Raw genomic sequence first — 15,966 nt, forward strand, 5'->3', positions numbered from 1 at the left:
ACAGCTCCGCACCGACCTTCGTCAGCGCCGCCGTCAGTGTCGTCTTGCCGTGATCAACGTGACCGATCGTGCCCACGTTCACGTGCGGCTTTTTACGCTCGAACTTTTCCTTGGACATGACTTATAACCTCAAAGATCTTGTACTGTAATTCGTGTGGACAACGGACCGTCAGGCCTTCTTCATCACTTCTTCGGCGATGCTGTTGGGCGCTTCGGCGTAGTGGTCGAACTCCATGGTGAACGTGGCGCGGCCCTGGGTCGCCGAACGCAGGCTGGTGGCATAGCCGAACATCTCGCCCAGCGGCACCATCGCGTTGACCACCTTGCCGGAGGGGCTGTCATCGGAACCCTGCAGCACGCCACGACGGCGGCTCATGTCACCCATGACGTCACCCATGTATTCCTCGGGAGTGACCACCTCGACCTTCATCATCGGCTCAAGCAGGACGGGCTTGGCCTTGCTGAAGCCTTCCTTGAAGCCCATCGAACCGGCGATCTTGAATGCCATTTCGCTGGAATCGACTTCATGATATGAGCCGTCGACCAGCCGAACCTTGACATCGACGATCGGATAGCCCGCCATGATGCCATTGGCGATCGCTTCCTGGATACCCTTGTCTACGGCCGGAATGTATTCCTTCGGAACCACGCCACCGACGATCTTGTTCTCGAATGCATAACCGGCGCCGCGTTCCTGCGGCTCGATCTCCAGCACGACGTGGCCAAACTGGCCCTTGCCGCCGGACTGACGCACGAACTTGCCTTCCTGCCTCACGGATTCGCGAATGGTCTCGCGGTAAGCCACCTGTGGCTTGCCGATATTGGCCTCGACATTGAACTCGCGCTTCATGCGATCCACCAGGATGTCCAGGTGAAGCTCGCCCATGCCCGAGATAATGGTCTGGCCCGACTCCTCGTCGGTACGCACGCGGAAGGAAGGATCCTCCTGCGCCAGACGACCGAGGGCTACGCCCATCTTCTCCTGGTCCGACTTGGTCTTTGGCTCGACCGCCATCGAGATCACCGGTTCCGGGAAGATCATCCGCTCCAGCGTTATAATGTGACCCTGGTCGCACAGTGTGTCGCCGGTGGTGACATCCTTCAGGCCTACCGCGGCGGCGATGTCGCCCGCACGGACTTCCTTCAGCTCCTGACGATCGTTGGAGTGCATCTGCAGCAGACGGCCCACACGCTCTTTCTTCGACTTCACCGGGTTGTACACCTGGTCGCCGGCATTGAGCACGCCCGAATAAACGCGGAAGAAGCTCAGCGAACCGACGAACGGATCGGTCATGATCTTGAAGGCAAGAGCAGAGAACGGAGTCTTGTCATCTGCTGTACGACTGGCCTCGGCATCGTTCTCGTCCAAACCACGGACCGGTGGACGATCGGCGGGCGACGGCAGCAGCTCGACCACAGCATCCAGCAGTGCCTGCACACCCTTGTTCTTGAAAGCGGTGCCACAGAAGACCGGAATCAGCGAAGTTTCCAGTGTCCCCTGGCGAATGCCGTTGAGGATCTCCTCCTCGGAAAGCTGTCCATCCTCGAGGTACTTGTTCATCAGTTCCTCGGTGGACTCGGCGGCAGACTCGACCATGAATTCGCGGGCCGCATCGCACTGTTCCTTGAGCTCGTCAGGGATCTCGCGATACTCGAACTTGGTGCCCTGGCTTTCCATGTCCCAGTAGATCGCCTTCATCTTGACCAGGTCGACCACGCCCTCGAAATTCTCCTCGGAACCGATCGGCACCTGCATCGGTACCGGGTGGGCGCCAAGGCGGGACTTCAACTGGCTGACGACCTTGTCGAAATTGGCGCCGGTACGGTCCATCTTGTTGACAAAAGCCAGGCGCGGAACGGCGTACTTGTTGGCCTGGCGCCACACAGTCTCGGACTGCGGCTGGACACCACCGACAGCGCACAGCACGAACACGGCGCCATCGAGCACGCGCAGCGAACGCTCGACCTCAATGGTGAAGTCGACGTGGCCCGGGGTATCGATGATGTTGAAGCGATACGTCGGCAAAGAGTGGTCCATGCCCTGCCAGAAGCAGGTGGTTGCCGCTGACGTGATGGTGATACCACGCTCCTGCTCCTGCTCCATCCAGTCCATGATGGCCGCACCGTCATGCACCTCGCCGATCTTGTGCGAGACACCGGTGTAGAACAGGATGCGCTCCGTCGTGGTGGTCTTGCCGGCATCGATGTGGGCCATGATGCCGAAGTTGCGGTAGCGCTCGATGGGAGTGGTACGTGCCACGGTGATTCCTCGAAATTCTCGTATTAGCTTGCTTCTCGAATGGTCCGGCATGGATGCCGGGCTCTTCTCTGCCGCCATGGAGGACGGCACAAACAATGTGTTACCAGCGGTAGTGTGAAAAGGCCTTGTTGGCTTCGGCCATGCGATGCGTTTCTTCACGCTTCTTCATGGCGCCGCCACGCGACTCGGATGCGTCCAGCAGCTCGGCGGCCAGCTTGCGCGGCATCGATGTCTCGCTTCGCTTGCGCGCCGCATCGATAACCCAGCGCATGGCCAGTGCCATACGGCGACCCGGGCGAACCTCGACCGGTACCTGATAGGTCGCGCCACCAACACGGCGTGACTTGACCTCGACCACCGGCGCGATGTTTCCCAGCGCCTTCTCGACCACTGAAACAGGCTCGGCGTTCTTCTCACCGATGTGCTCCAGGGCACCGTAGACAATTGTCTCGGCGACCGACTTCTTGCCACTCTTCATCACCATGTTGATGAAGCGGGCGATCAGCTCGCTGCTGTGCTTCGGATCCGGGAGGATCACTCGAGCGGGATGTGAACCTTTACGCGACATGTCTCAAATCCCTCGGTTTAGCCCTTGGGGCGCTTGGCGCCGTACTTGGAACGCGACTTGCGCCGCTTGGTGACACCGGCGCAATCAAGGCTGCCGCGAACGGTGTGGTACCGAACGCCTGGAAGGTCCTTGACGCGGCCACCACGGATCAGGACCACGGAGTGCTCCTGAAGGTTGTGGCCTTCGCCGCCGATGTAGCTGATGACTTCGTAGCCATTGGTCAAACGGACCTTGGCCACTTTGCGCAACGCCGAGTTCGGCTTTTTCGGTGTGGTGGTGTAAACACGCGTGCACACACCGCGTCGCTGCGGGCTGCTCTGCAGGGCCGGCGAATTGCTCTTGTAGCTCTTCGGCCGACGGGGCTTGCGCACCAATTGGTTGATCGTCGCCATGCGGAAGTTGTCCTAAGAAACACAAAGGCAGACCGGGATAATCCGGCCTGCCAAGAAGCGGAAATTTAACACGCATGGATGCCTAAAGGCAAGCCATGCACAACCATCCTTGAGTTCGAACACGAGGTGCGTCCATGCACCTCATTTCGTATGTAAGCAGGCAGCTAAAGGGTCAGGTTTCGCTGCTTGCCGAGCCGGCTTCGGCCGCCTCGCCCTTGGACTCCGTGGAGCCACTGGCCGACAGCGCTTCCATCTCGGAAGCCGTCAGACCACCGCTTTGTTGCCGTTGCGCGTGGTAGGCAAGACCCGTTCCCGCCGGGATTAGCCGACCGACTATAACGTTTTCCTTCAATCCACGCAAGGTATCGCGTGTTCCACGCACTGCCGCCTCGGTAAGCACGCGAGTGGTTTCCTGGAAGGAAGCCGCGGAAATGAAGGATTCAGTCGCCAGCGAAGCCTTGGTGATGCCCAGAAGCACCGATTGGGATTCGGCCGGACGCTCATTCTTGACCTCGAGACGGGCGTTCTCCTCGATCAGACGTCGACGCTCGACTTGCTCGCCACGCAGGTAGTTGCTTTCTCCTGCATCCGTAATTTCAACCTTGCGCAGCATTTGGCGGATGATCGCCTCGATGTGCTTGTCGTTGATCTTCACACCCTGCAGTCGATACACGTCCTGGATCTCCTTGACCAGATACGCGGCCAGCGGCTCCACACCCAGGAGGCGCAGGATGTCATGCGGATCCGGCTCGCCGTCGACCACGGTCTCGCCCTTCTCCACATGTTCGCCCTCGAAGACGATGATGTGACGCCACTTCGGGATCAGCTCTTCGTGATCGTTTCCGTCCGCGTCCTTGATCACCAGGCGCTGCTTGCCCTTGGTGTCCTTGCCGAAGCTCACCACACCGGAGCGCTCGGCCAGGATGGCGGCCTCCTTTGGCTTGCGGGCCTCAAACAGATCGGCCACGCGCGGCAGACCACCGGTAATGTCGCGGGTCTTGGAAGTTTCCTGCGGGATACGCGCGACCACGTCGCCCACGCCCACTTCGGCGCCGTTCTGGATCGAGACGATGGCACCGGCCGGCAGGAAGTATTGGGCCGGCACGTCGGTTCCGGGCAGTTTCAGCTCCTTGCCCTTCTTGTCCTCCAGCTTGACCATCGGGCGCAGATCCTTGGCCGCAGTACCGCGGCGCTTGGGATCGGTGACCACCGCGCTTTCCAGACCGGTCAACTCGTCGGTCTGGCTCTGCACGGTGACGCCATCGATGAAATCGCTGAAGCGCACCACGCCAGCCACTTCCGATACGATCGGATGGGTATGTGGATCCCACTGCGCAACCGTCTGGCCGGACTTGACCGCAGCCCCGTCCTTGAACTCGATCGTCGCGCCATAGGGCACCTTGTAACGCTCGCGTTCACGACCCTGGGTGTCGAGCACGCTGAGCTCGCCCGAGCGTGACACCGCGACCAGATGGCCCTGACCGTGCTGCACGGTCTTGAGGTTGTTGAACTTCAGCGAGCCGGTGGTCTTGATGGTGACATTGTCGACCGCAGCCGCACGTGAAGCCGCGCCGCCGATATGGAAGGTCCGCATGGTCAGCTGGGTACCAGGCTCGCCGATCGACTGGGCGGCGATCACGCCCACCGCCTCGCCGATGTTGACCAGGTGTCCGCGGGCCAGGTCACGGCCGTAGCACATGCCGCACACGCCGTGCGAAGCCGCACAGGTGATCGGCGAACGGACCTGCAGTGTCTGCACGCCGGCCTCGTCCAGCTTGGCCACCAGCTTTTCGTTCAGCAGGGTGCCGGCCGTCACGATCGGATCGTCGTTGTCGCCCGGGGCATAGACGTCCTCGGCCACCACGCGACCAAGCACGCGCTCGCGCAGCGGCTCGACCACATCGCCACCCTCGACGATCGGTGTCATGGTCAGACCATCGGTGGTACCGCAGTCCTCGGTGGTCACCACCACGTCCTGCGCCACGTCGACCAGGCGACGGGTCAGGTAACCGGAATTGGCGGTCTTGAGCGCCGTGTCGGCCAGTCCCTTTCGGGCACCGTGGGTGGAGTTGAAGTACTGCAGGACGTTCAGGCCCTCGCGGAAGTTGGCCTTGATGGGCGTCTCGATGATCGAGCCGTCCGGACGCGCCATCAAGCCACGCATACCCGCCAGCTGGCGGATCTGGGCGACCGAACCACGGGCGCCGGAGTCGGCCATGATGTAGAGCGAGTTCATGGACTTCTGGTCCACTTCCTTGCCGTCGGCGTCGACACGCTTCTCGGTGCCGATGCCGTCGATCATGGCCTTGGCGACCAGCTCGTTGGTACGCGACCAGATATCGACCACCTTGTTGTAGCGTTCGCCGGCGGTGACCAGGCCCGACTGGTACTGTTCCTGGATCTCGACCACTTCGGTTTCGGCCTCGGCCAGGATAGCCTTCTTGGCCTCCGGAATCTTCATGTCGTCGATGCCGATCGAGATCCCCGCACGCGTGGCCAGACGGAAGCCCGTGTACATCAGCTTGTCGGCGAAGACCACGGTCTCCTTCAGGCCCAGGCGACGGTAGCTGGCATTGATCAGGTTGGAGATGGCCTTCTTGGTCAACTCGGTGTTGGCCAGCTCGAACGGCAGGCCCACGGGCAGGATCTCGGCCAGCAGGGCACGGCCGACGGTGGTGTTGACCAGCTCGACCTTTTCGGTACGCTCGCCTTCCTCATCGATCTCAACCTGGTTCAGGCGTACGCGGATGCTGGCGTGCAGCTCAACCGCGCGGTTGTCATAGGCACGGCGAACCTCGGACACGTTGGCGAAGACCATGCCGGCGCCCTTGGCGTCGACCAGCTCGCGGCTCATGTAGTACAGGCCCAGGACCACATCCTGCGTCGGCACGATGATGGGCTCGCCGTTGGCCGGCGACAGGATGTTGTTCGACGACATCATCAGGGCACGCGCTTCCAGCTGCGCCTCGATGGAAAGCGGCACGTGCACGGCCATCTGGTCGCCGTCGAAGTCGGCGTTGAAGGCGGTACACACCAGCGGATGCAGCTGGATGGCCTTGCCCTCGATCAGCACCGGCTCGAACGCCTGGATGCCCAGACGATGCAGGGTCGGCGCGCGGTTCAGCATGACCGGATGCTCGCGGATGACCTCGGACAGGATATCCCAGACTTCCGCTTCCTCGCGCTCGACCAGCTTCTTGGCTGCCTTGATGGTGGTGGCCAGGCCACGCGACTGGAGCTTGGCGAAGATGAACGGCTTGAACAGTTCCAGCGCCATCTTCTTGGGCAGGCCGCACTGGTGCAGCTTCAGGGTCGGGCCGACCACGATGACCGAACGGCCGGAGTAGTCGACGCGCTTGCCCAGCAGGTTCTGGCGGAAACGCCCCTGCTTGCCCTTGATCATGTCGGCCAGCGACTTCAGCGGGCGCTTGTTGGTGCCGGTGATGGCACGTCCACGACGACCGTTGTCCAGCAGCGCATCGACCGACTCCTGCAACATGCGCTTCTCGTTGCGCACGATGATGTCCGGCGCATTGAGGTCCAGCAGGCGCTTGAGTCGGTTGTTGCGGTTGATGACACGACGGTACAGGTCGTTGAGGTCGGAGGTCGCGAAACGACCACCGTCCAGCGGCACCAAAGGACGCAGGTCCGGCGGCAGCACCGGCATCACGGTCATGACCATCCACTCGGGCTTGTTGCCCGATTCCAGGAACGCCTCGACCAGCTTGATGCGCTTGGTCAAGCGCTTGAGCTTGGTCTCGGAGTTGGTCGCGGCGATGGCTTCCTTGAGCTGCATCTCCTCGGTCTTGAGATCGAGATCCTTGAGCAGCTCATAGACAGCCTCGGCGCCCATGCGGGCGTCAAACTCGTCGCCGTGCTCCTCGACGGCCTCCAGGTACTGGTCCTCGCTGAGCATCTGGCCCCTCTCGAGCGTGGTCAGGCCGGGATCGACCACCACATAGGCCTCGAAGTAGAGGATGCGCTCGATGTCACGCAGGGTCATGTCCAGCATCAAGCCGATGCGCGAAGGCAACGACTTGAGGAACCATAAATGCGCCACCGGTCTGGCCAGATCGATTTGGCCCATGCGCTCGCGGCGCACCTTGGCCAGCGTGACCTCGGTACCGCACTTTTCGCAGACCACGCCGCGGTGCTTCATGCGCTTGTACTTGCCGCACAGGCACTCGTAGTCCTTCACCGGTCCGAAGATCGCGGCGCAGAACAGGCCGTCACGCTCGGGCTTGAAGGTGCGGTAGTTGATGGTCTCCGGCTTCTTGACCTCGCCGAACGACCACGACCGGATCAGCTCCGGCGAGGACAGCGAGATCTTGATCGCGTCGAAGTCCTGGGGCTGACGCTGCTGATTGAACAGGTTGAGCAAATCTTTCATGGGTTCTCTCCGCTCGCGCGCCGGTTACTTGTTCTCGTCCAGTTCGATGTCGATTGCCAGCGAGCGGATTTCCTTCACCAGCACGTTGAAGGATTCCGGCATGCCAGCCACCATCTCGTGGTTGCCATCGACAATGTTCTTGTACATCTGGTTGCGGCCCTGCACGTCGTCGGACTTCACCGTCAGCATTTCCTGCAGGGTGTAGGCCGCGCCGTAGGCTTCCAGCGCCCACACTTCCATTTCGCCGAAGCGCTGACCGCCGAATTGCGCCTTGCCGCCCAACGGCTGCTGGGTGACCAGCGAGTACGGGCCGGTGGAACGAGCGTGCATCTTGTCGTCGACCAGATGGTTGAGCTTGAGCATGTGCATGTAGCCGATCGTGACCGGGCGGTCGAATGCCTCGCCGGTACGTCCGTCGTACAGCGTGGTCTGTCCCGACTCGGGCAGGTCCGCAAGCCTCAGCATGGCCTTGATCTCGGCTTCCTCGGCGCCGTCGAAGACCGGCGTTGCCATCGGCACACCGCGACGCAGATTGTGGGCAAGCTCGAGGATCTCGGCGTCCTTGAAGGACTTGAGATTCACACGCTGGCCGTTCTCGCCGTTGTCGTGGTTGTAGATCTTGTCCAGGAACTCGCGCACATTGGAGGCTTTTTCGTTGGCCTCGAGCATGCTGTTGATCTTGTCGCCAAGACCCATGGCCGCCCAGCCCAGATGCACTTCAAGGATCTGCCCGATGTTCATGCGCGACGGCACGCCCAGCGGGTTGAGCACGATATCGACAGGTTTGCCGTCGGCAGAGTACGGCATGTCCTCGACCGGAACGATCATGGACACCACACCCTTGTTGCCGTGGCGGCCCGCCATCTTGTCACCCGGCTGAATGCGTCGCTTGACGGCCAGGAACACCTTGACCATCTTCAGCACACCCGGAGCCAGATCGTCACCGGCGGTGATCTTGCCGTGCTTCTCCTTGAAGCGCTTTTCGAACTCGTCCTTGTGGGCCTTGATCTGCTTGGCACCGCGTTCAAGGAAATCGGCGGCCTCTTCGTCCTTGACGTTGATCTTGAACCACTCGTCCTTCTTCAGGCCGTTCAGGTATTCGTCGGTGATGGTTCCGTTGCGCTTGAGGTCCCCCGGCGCACTGCTGACGGTCTTGCCGACCAGCTGTGTGCGCATGCGGGCGTAAATCGCGCCCTCGAGGATGCGGAACTGATCGTCCAGATCCTTGCGGATGCGCTTGAGCTCGGTTTCCTCGATCTGCTTGGCGCGCTTGTCCTTCTCGATGCCGCCGCGGGTGAACAGCTGCACGGCGATGACGGTGCCGTCCATGCCCGGCGGCACGCGCAGCGAGCTGTCCTTCACGTCGGACGCCTTCTCGCCAAAGATCGCGCGCAGCAGCTTCTCTTCCGGCGTCAGCTGGCTTTCGCCCTTGGGCGTGACCTTGCCGACCATGATGTCGCCGGCCTTGACCTCGGCACCGATGTACACAATGCCCGACTCGTCCAGACGCGACAGCGCCTGTTCACCGACGTTGGGAATATCGGCGGTGATCTCCTCCGGTCCCAGCTTGGTGTCGCGGGCCACGCAGGTCAGCTCCTCGATGTGGATCGAGGTGTAGCGGTCTTCCTGCACCACACGTTCGGAAATGAGGATGGAGTCCTCGAAGTTGTAGCCGTTCCACGGCATGAAGGCGACCAGCATGTTCTGGCCCAGCGCCAGCTCGCCCATGTCGGTGGAGCTGCCGTCGGCCAGGGTGTCGCCCTGCGCCACTACATCACCGACCTTCACCAGCGGACGCTGGTTGAGGTTGGTGTTCTGGTTGGATCGGGTGTACTTGACCAGCGTGTAGATATCCACGCCCGCGTCGTTGCCGGAAATCTCGTCCTCGTTGACGCGCACCACGATGCGGGCCGCGTCGACCTGGTCGATCACTCCGCCACGACGCGCGGCTACGGTCACGCCTGAATCACGCGCCGTTGGACGCTCGATGCCGGTGCCGACAATCGGCTTTTCCGAACGCAGCGTGGGCACGGCCTGGCGCTGCATGTTGGCGCCCATCAGCGCGCGGTTGGCGTCATCGTGTTCCAGGAACGGGACCAGTGCGGCCGCCACGGACACGGTCTGCATGGTCGACACGTCCATGTAGTCCACCTCGGACGCCGGACGCAGCTCGGACTCACCGCGGAAGCGGCAGGACACGAAGCCCTCTACAAAACTACCGTCCTCGTTCAGCGGCGAGTTGGCCTGGGCGATGACGTGATCGCCTTCCTCGATGGCCGAAAGGTAATCGACCTTGGTGGTGACCTTGCCAGTCTCAACCTTGCGGTAGGGGGTCTCCAGGAAGCCATACTGGTTGGTGCGGGCATACACGGCCAGCGAGTTGATCAGGCCGATGTTCGGGCCTTCCGGAGTCTCGATGGTGCACACGCGGCCGTAATGGGTCGGATGCACATCGCGCACCTCGAAGCCGGCACGCTCGCGGGTCAGGCCGCCCGGGCCCAGGGCCGAGACACGCCGCTTGTGGGTGACCTCGGAAAGCGGATTGTTCTGGTCCATGAACTGCGAAAGCTGCGAGGAACCGAAGAACTCCTTCACTGCTGCCGCCACCGGCTTGGCATTGATCAGGTCCTGCGGACCCAGATTGTCAGCCTCGGCAAGGGACAGTCGCTCACGCACGGCACGCTCGACGCGCACCAGGCCGATACGGAAGGTGTTCTCGGCCATCTCGCCGACCGAACGCACGCGACGGTTGCCCAGATGATCGATGTCATCGACATGACCATGGCCGTTCTTGATGTCGACCAGCACCTTGAGCACGTCGAGGATGTCCGATCCCTCGCCCTGTTCGGCAAGCAGCGCCTTGGACGCTTCATCCTTGCGCGTGGAGAAGTACTTGTGGTCAAACAGCACGCTCGGGCCGATCACGCCTTCGCGACCGACGCGGCGGTTGAACTTCATCCGGCCCACCGCCGACAGGTCATACCGGTCGAAGGTGAAGAACAGGTTGAAGAACAGGTTCTGCGCCGCTTCCTTGGTCGGCGGCTCGCCAGGTCGCATCATGCGGTAGATCTCGACCAGGGCCTCGAGTTGGGTCTTGGTCGCGTCCACACGCAGGGTGTTGGAGATGTACGGACCGCGGTCCAGGTCGTTCACATACAGGGTCGGCAATTTTTCGATACCGGCACTGCGGAACTTCTCCAGGTGGTCCTCGGTGATCTCGTCGTTGGCCGCGGCGATCAGCTCACCGGTCTTGGTATCGGCCACGTCAATCGCCAGGATCCGGCCGATCAGGTATTCATCGGGCACTTCCAGGGTATCGACATCGGACTTGGCCAGCTGACGAACATGACGCGCGGTGATGCGCTTGCCCGCCTCGACCAGCACGTCGCCATCGGCAACCAGGTCGAAGTTCAGCGTCTCGCCGCGCAAACGCTCGGCGATCAGGTCCAGGGTCGCGCCTTCCTTCTTGCCCAGATGGAATACGTTGTGCTCGAAGAAGATCTCCAGGATCTCCTCGTCGTTGTAGCCCAACGCGCGCAGCAGTACGGTCACCGGCAGCTTGCGCCGGCGATCGATGCGGGTGAACAAGGCGTCCTTCGGGTCGAACTCGAAGTCCAGCCAGGAACCGCGGTAGGGAATCACGCGCGCGGAGAACAGCAGCTTGCCCGAGCTGTGCGTCTTGCCCTTGTCGTGATCGAAGAACACGCCGGGCGAACGGTGCAACTGCGAAACAATGACGCGCTCGGTTCCGTTGACGATAAAGGTGCCGGTCTCGGTCATGAGCGGCATTTCGCCCATGTAGACCTCTTGCTCCTTGATGTACTTGACCGTCTTCTTGGAGGCCGGGCTGTCCTTGTCGTAAATGACCAGGCGCACGGTCACGCGCAGTGGCGCACCGTAGGTCATGCCACGGTTGCGGCATTCGCGCTCATCAAAGGGCGGCTCGCCCAGGCGGTAGTCTACGTACTCCAGCGCGGCGTTGCCCGAATAGCTTGAGATCGGAAACACCGATTTCAGCGCCGCATGCAGGCCTTTTTCCTCACGCTTCTTCGGCTGCACATCCTGCTGCAGGAAATTGCGGTAGGAACTGGTCTGGATCGTCAGCAGATTGGGGACGTCCAGTACCGGAGGACGCTTGCCGAAATCCTTGCGGATGCGCTTCTTCTCGGTAAACGAGTAGGTCATGGTGGATACCGCCTCGGTTCGCAGTGACGCCGGTACTGATGCACCGGCTGAAAGTTGGATAACGAAGATCGGAAATCAGGAATCGCGCGACACGAGGCGATTACGGATTGCCCATCTCCCTTGTCCGGGGTTCAGGGTCTTGCTTCAACAGGCAAAGCCCGGGGGCTCTCGCCCCCAGGCTTGCTGTGCTTCGGGTCGAGCAAATGGCGCACGAAGCGCCAATTACTTCAGCTCGACCTTGGCGCCGGCTTCTTCGAGGTCCTTCTTGATCTTCTCGGCCTCGTCCTTGCTCAAACCTTCCTTCACAGTCTGCGGGGCAGACTCGACCATGTCCTTGGCTTCCTTCAGGCCCAGACCCGTGATGGAACGCACGGCCTTGATGGTGGACACCTTGTTGGCACCGGCGGCGGCGAGGACCACGTCAAACTCGGTCTGCTCCTCGGCGGCGGCTTCACCACCGGCAGCCGGACCGGCAGCCACGGCCACGGGAGCAGCGGCGGAAACGCCGAACTTCTCTTCCATGGCCTTGACCAGTTCCATCACCTCGACGAGGGACTTCTCTGCGATCGCGTCGATGATCTGTTCGTTGCTGAGAGACATCTTGATAACTCCTGGAAAAACGACTTTTACGTTTGGATGGGATTGCCGTAGGGCGAAACGTCAGGCGGCCTTCTGCTGCCCGGCCTGGTTGATCACGCGCGTCACCTGCGAGGCAGGCTCCGACAACAGTCGGACCAGCTGTGTTGCAGGCTGGGACAGTACGCTGAGCAGCATGCTGAGAGCTTCATCGCGGGTCGGCAGCGAGGCCAGCACTTCGAGGTGCGAGCCCGGGTACACCTTGCCGCCGATTGCCACGATCTTGGCCTTCAGCTTGTCATTGGCCTTGGCAAACTCCTTGACCAGTCGACCGGCGGCACCCGGATCCTCGACCGAGAAGGCAAACAGCAGCGGACCGACCAACTGGTCGGAGGTACCTTCGTAATCGGTACCCTCCACTGCCCTGCGCACCAGTGTGTTCTTCGCAACGCGAAGAAACACGCCGGATTCGCGAGCCTTCTTGCGCAGCTCGGTGAGCTGCTCCACGGTGAGACCCAGATACTCGGCGGCGACCAGCGAATGAGCCGAGGCGGCCACGTTCGCCAATTCGGCAACGACCTCTTTCTTCTGCGCGAGATTGAGCGCCATTGCTTCCTCCGAACCGGATCGGAAGCGCGTTCCTCGCGCCACCTCTCCCAAGCGGTTTCAGGAACCGGCATCCTTCCGGTTCCCCGGCACCGGGTGGTGCCGACTTGGTGGCCTTACCAGGAATATCCTGTTAGGGCAGCACCATCTACGCAGGCTGGAACCTCCTGATTAAGGCGGTCGCGTTCGCTCCGGGAACAGATCCATCGCCATGATATGCATCCGTGCCGTTCCCGAGCGACCGATTCCGCCGCCTGCGGTCTTTGACGGCATCATCCGCAATTGCTCCGGATGCGCCCCCAAATACGTGCCCACCCGGCGACCACCGGGCGGGACTTGGTTACTTGGCGACCGTCAACGATGAGGTGTCGACGGCCACGCCCATGCCCATCGTGCTGGACACCGAAACTTTCTGCAGATACTGACCCTTGGCCGTGGACGGCTTGGCCTTCATCAGATCGGATATCAGCATGTTGATGTTCTCGGCCAGCTTTTCCACGTCAAAATCGGCCTTGCCGACGCTGGCGTGGATGATGCCCGCCTTGTCATTGCGAAACTTCACCTGGCCGGCCTTGGCGTTGTTCACCGCCGTGACCACGTCAGCGCTGACCGAACCGTCCTTCGGGTTCGGCATCAGGCCACGCGGGCCCAACAGCTGGCCCAGCTTGCCAACCACGCGCATGGCATCCGGCGTGGCGATCACGCGATCGAAACCCAGATCGCCGCCCTGCATCCGCTCGGCCAGGTCGTCCATGCCAACGGCATCGGCGCCGGCGGCCTTGGCAGCCTCGGCTTTCTCACCCGGCGGGCAGAACACGGCCACGCGCACCGTCTTGCCGGTGCCATGGGGAAGCAATGAGGAACCGCGCACACCCTGATCGGACTTGCGCGCATCAATACCCAGGCGCACCGAAATGTCGATGGACTCGACAAACTTGGCCTTGGCGTTGTCCTTGATGATGCCCAGGGCATCGGTCAGCGGATAGGCCTTGCCCGGCTCGACCGCATCCTGCATTGTCTTGAAACGCTTGGTCAGCTTTGCCATGACTCAGTCCTCCACCAACAGGCCCATGCTGCGCGCGCTACCCGCTATGGTGCGCACAGCAGCATCCAGATCCGACGCGGTCAGATCGGGTTCCTTCGACTTTGCAACCTCTTCGAGCTGGGCGCGTGTCACCTTGCCGACCTTTTCGGTATTCGGCTTGGCCGAGCCCTTCTTCACACCCGCGAGCTTGCGCAACAGCACGGAGGCCGGCGGCGTCTTGGTGATGAAGGTGAAGCTGCGGTCGGAGTAGGCCGTGATGACCGTCGGAATGGGAAGACCCGGTTCCAGTTTCTGCGTGGCGGCATTGAACGCCTTGCAGAATTCCATGATATTCAGGCCGCGCTGACCCAGTGCCGGACCCACGGGCGGCGAGGGGTTGGCCTGACCGGCCTTCACCTGCAGCTTGATGTATCCAATGACTTTCTTTGCCATGACTCTATTCCTTGCGAGTTCGAGCGCCTTGCGGCTCCTCGCTTCACACCGATCCTTGATGACGGGACGACCCGGCTCCGCCGGGCCACAAATGCGTACACGCCGACCCAAAAGGAGCGGCGTGAACAGCCTAGTATAGACAACGCTTCAACTTGTTACAAGCGCCAAAGCCAGCGCCCAGACTCAGGCCTTTTCAACCTGGCCAAACTCCAGGTCGACCGGGGTCGAGCGACCGAAGATCAATACCGCGACACGCAGTCGGCTCTTCTCGTAATTGACTTCCTCGACCACGCCGTTGAAGTCATTGAAGGGACCGTCCGTGACACGAACCATCTCGCCCGGCTCGAACAAGACCTTCGGACGTGGTTTCTCCACGCCTTCGCGCACCCGGCTGAGGATGACTTCGGCCTCGTTGTCCTTGATCGGCTGGGGACGATCGGCAGTGCCGCCGATGAAGCCCATGACCTTGGGAGTATCCTTGACCAGATGCCAGCACTCGTCATCGATCCGCGGAGCTTTGCCGTCGGTCTCGGTCTCGATCTGCACCAGTACGTAACCAGGAAAGAACTTGCGTTCACTGCGACGCTTCTGGCCGGCACGCATCTCGACGACTTCCTCGGTCGGCACCAGCACCTCGCCGAACTTCGATTGCATCTCCATGCGGGCGATGCGCTCTTCCAGCGAACGCTTGACCTGATTCTCGAAGCCCGAATAGGCGTGCACCACATACCAGTGCTTGCTCATGCCTTACCTCACTTGCCGAGCTTGAGTAACCACTCAAGAACGATCTTCTTGAGCACCAAATCGATAAAACCGAGCATCAAAGCCAAAATGACCACTACGACCAGAACCATCAATGTCGTTTTGACTGTCTCGTCACGCGTAGGCCAGACCACCTTGCGCATCTCGAACTGGGACTCGGCGAGGAAATTTCGCAAACGCCGCCCGAGACCCGTGAAATTGGCCAGCACCACTGCAATGGCGATCGATCCGAGCAGACCGCCAAGACGTACCAGCTGGGCGGCATCCGCATACCAGTAGAAGCCGAAGAGTCCGGCCGCCAATACCAGCACGGCCAGCACCAGCTTGGCGATATCGCCGGCACCCGACTTGCCTGATTGTTCAGCCTTTACGTTCATGCGCTACCTGGATGGCACGCCAGGAGGGAATCGAACCCCCAACCTGCGGTTTTGGAGACCGCTGCTCTGCCAATTGAGCTACTGGCGTATGGATGCAATTGTACTGCGTTGAAATGGCCAGAGCGGACCGCTTGCGCGGACCGCTCGGGCCTTGAGGAAATCGGACGTTCGAAAATTTCGCGACGCCCCTGAAACTGCCTTACTCGAAGATCTTGGCGACCACACCGGCGCCGACGGTGCGGCCACCCTCGCGAATCGCGAAACGCAGGCCATCGTCCATCGCGATCGGATGGATCAGCGTCACCACCATCTTCACGTTGTCACCCGGCATCACCATCTCCACGCCCTCCGGCAGCTCGCAAGCGCCGGTCAC

General features: G+C 61.5%; 12 protein-coding genes, 1 tRNA gene and 1 pseudogene. All 14 read right to left on the reverse strand.

The features are described 5' to 3' along the window. The coding region (locus tag PF446_RS09185; RefSeq protein ID WP_298071139.1) for a GTP-binding protein at positions 1–118 on the reverse strand (118 nt) is incomplete at its 3' end. A 51-nt stretch (positions 119–169) separates the two neighbouring features. Then, a complete protein-coding gene (gene fusA / locus PF446_RS09190) occupies positions 170–2,260 on the reverse strand; it encodes an elongation factor G (protein WP_298071128.1) in 2,091 nt (696 codons plus the stop codon). A 100-nt stretch (positions 2,261–2,360) separates the two neighbouring features. Further along, the gene (gene rpsG / locus PF446_RS09195) at positions 2,361–2,828 is read right to left on the reverse strand and encodes a 30S ribosomal protein S7 (RefSeq protein WP_298071129.1); all 468 of its coding nucleotides are present in this window, start codon (positions 2,826–2,828) and stop codon (positions 2,361–2,363) included. Between the two features lie 17 nt (positions 2,829–2,845). Next, positions 2,846–3,220: a 30S ribosomal protein S12 gene (gene rpsL, locus PF446_RS09200; RefSeq protein WP_298071130.1), complete on the reverse strand. Its 375-nt coding sequence runs from the start codon at positions 3,218–3,220 to the stop codon at positions 2,846–2,848. Positions 3,221–3,392: 172 nt separating this feature from the next. Beyond that, the gene (gene rpoC, locus PF446_RS09205; protein WP_298071131.1) at positions 3,393–7,610 is read right to left on the reverse strand and encodes a DNA-directed RNA polymerase subunit beta'; all 4,218 of its coding nucleotides are present in this window, start codon (positions 7,608–7,610) and stop codon (positions 3,393–3,395) included. Positions 7,611–7,634: 24 nt separating this feature from the next. After that, positions 7,635–11,795, reverse strand: coding sequence for a DNA-directed RNA polymerase subunit beta (gene rpoB / locus PF446_RS09210; RefSeq protein WP_298071132.1), 4,161 nt, complete (start codon positions 11,793–11,795; stop codon positions 7,635–7,637). 222 nt (positions 11,796–12,017) lie between these two features. Then, positions 12,018–12,395 carry a 50S ribosomal protein L7/L12 gene (gene rplL, locus PF446_RS09215; RefSeq protein WP_298071133.1) on the reverse strand — a complete coding sequence of 126 codons (378 nt, stop codon included), beginning with the start codon at positions 12,393–12,395 and terminating at the stop codon, positions 12,018–12,020. Between the two features lie 60 nt (positions 12,396–12,455). Next, positions 12,456–12,980, reverse strand: a complete 525-nt coding sequence (gene rplJ, locus PF446_RS09220) for a 50S ribosomal protein L10 (RefSeq protein WP_298071134.1) — start codon at positions 12,978–12,980, stop codon at positions 12,456–12,458. Positions 12,981–13,317: 337 nt separating this feature from the next. Continuing rightward, entirely contained in the window at positions 13,318–14,022 is a 705-nt protein-coding gene (rplA, locus tag PF446_RS09225; RefSeq protein WP_298071135.1) for a 50S ribosomal protein L1, read from the reverse strand. A 3-nt stretch (positions 14,023–14,025) separates the two neighbouring features. Next, positions 14,026–14,454: a 50S ribosomal protein L11 gene (rplK, locus tag PF446_RS09230; RefSeq protein WP_298071136.1), complete on the reverse strand. Its 429-nt coding sequence runs from the start codon at positions 14,452–14,454 to the stop codon at positions 14,026–14,028. A 183-nt stretch (positions 14,455–14,637) separates the two neighbouring features. Then, positions 14,638–15,198 carry a transcription termination/antitermination protein NusG gene (nusG, locus tag PF446_RS09235; protein WP_298071137.1) on the reverse strand — a complete coding sequence of 187 codons (561 nt, stop codon included), beginning with the start codon at positions 15,196–15,198 and terminating at the stop codon, positions 14,638–14,640. Between the two features lie 8 nt (positions 15,199–15,206). Continuing rightward, positions 15,207–15,593 carry a preprotein translocase subunit SecE gene (secE, locus tag PF446_RS09240; protein WP_298071138.1) on the reverse strand — a complete coding sequence of 129 codons (387 nt, stop codon included), beginning with the start codon at positions 15,591–15,593 and terminating at the stop codon, positions 15,207–15,209. 12 nt (positions 15,594–15,605) lie between these two features. After that, positions 15,606–15,681: transfer RNA gene (locus PF446_RS09245), tRNA-Trp, on the reverse strand. Between the two features lie 111 nt (positions 15,682–15,792). Further along, a pseudogene (gene tuf / locus PF446_RS09250) lies at positions 15,793–15,966 on the reverse strand (elongation factor Tu); the annotation flags it as partial.

It is taken from the genome of Oleiagrimonas sp. (assembly GCF_027858935.1).
Taxonomy (GTDB): domain Bacteria; phylum Pseudomonadota; class Gammaproteobacteria; order Xanthomonadales; family Rhodanobacteraceae; genus Oleiagrimonas.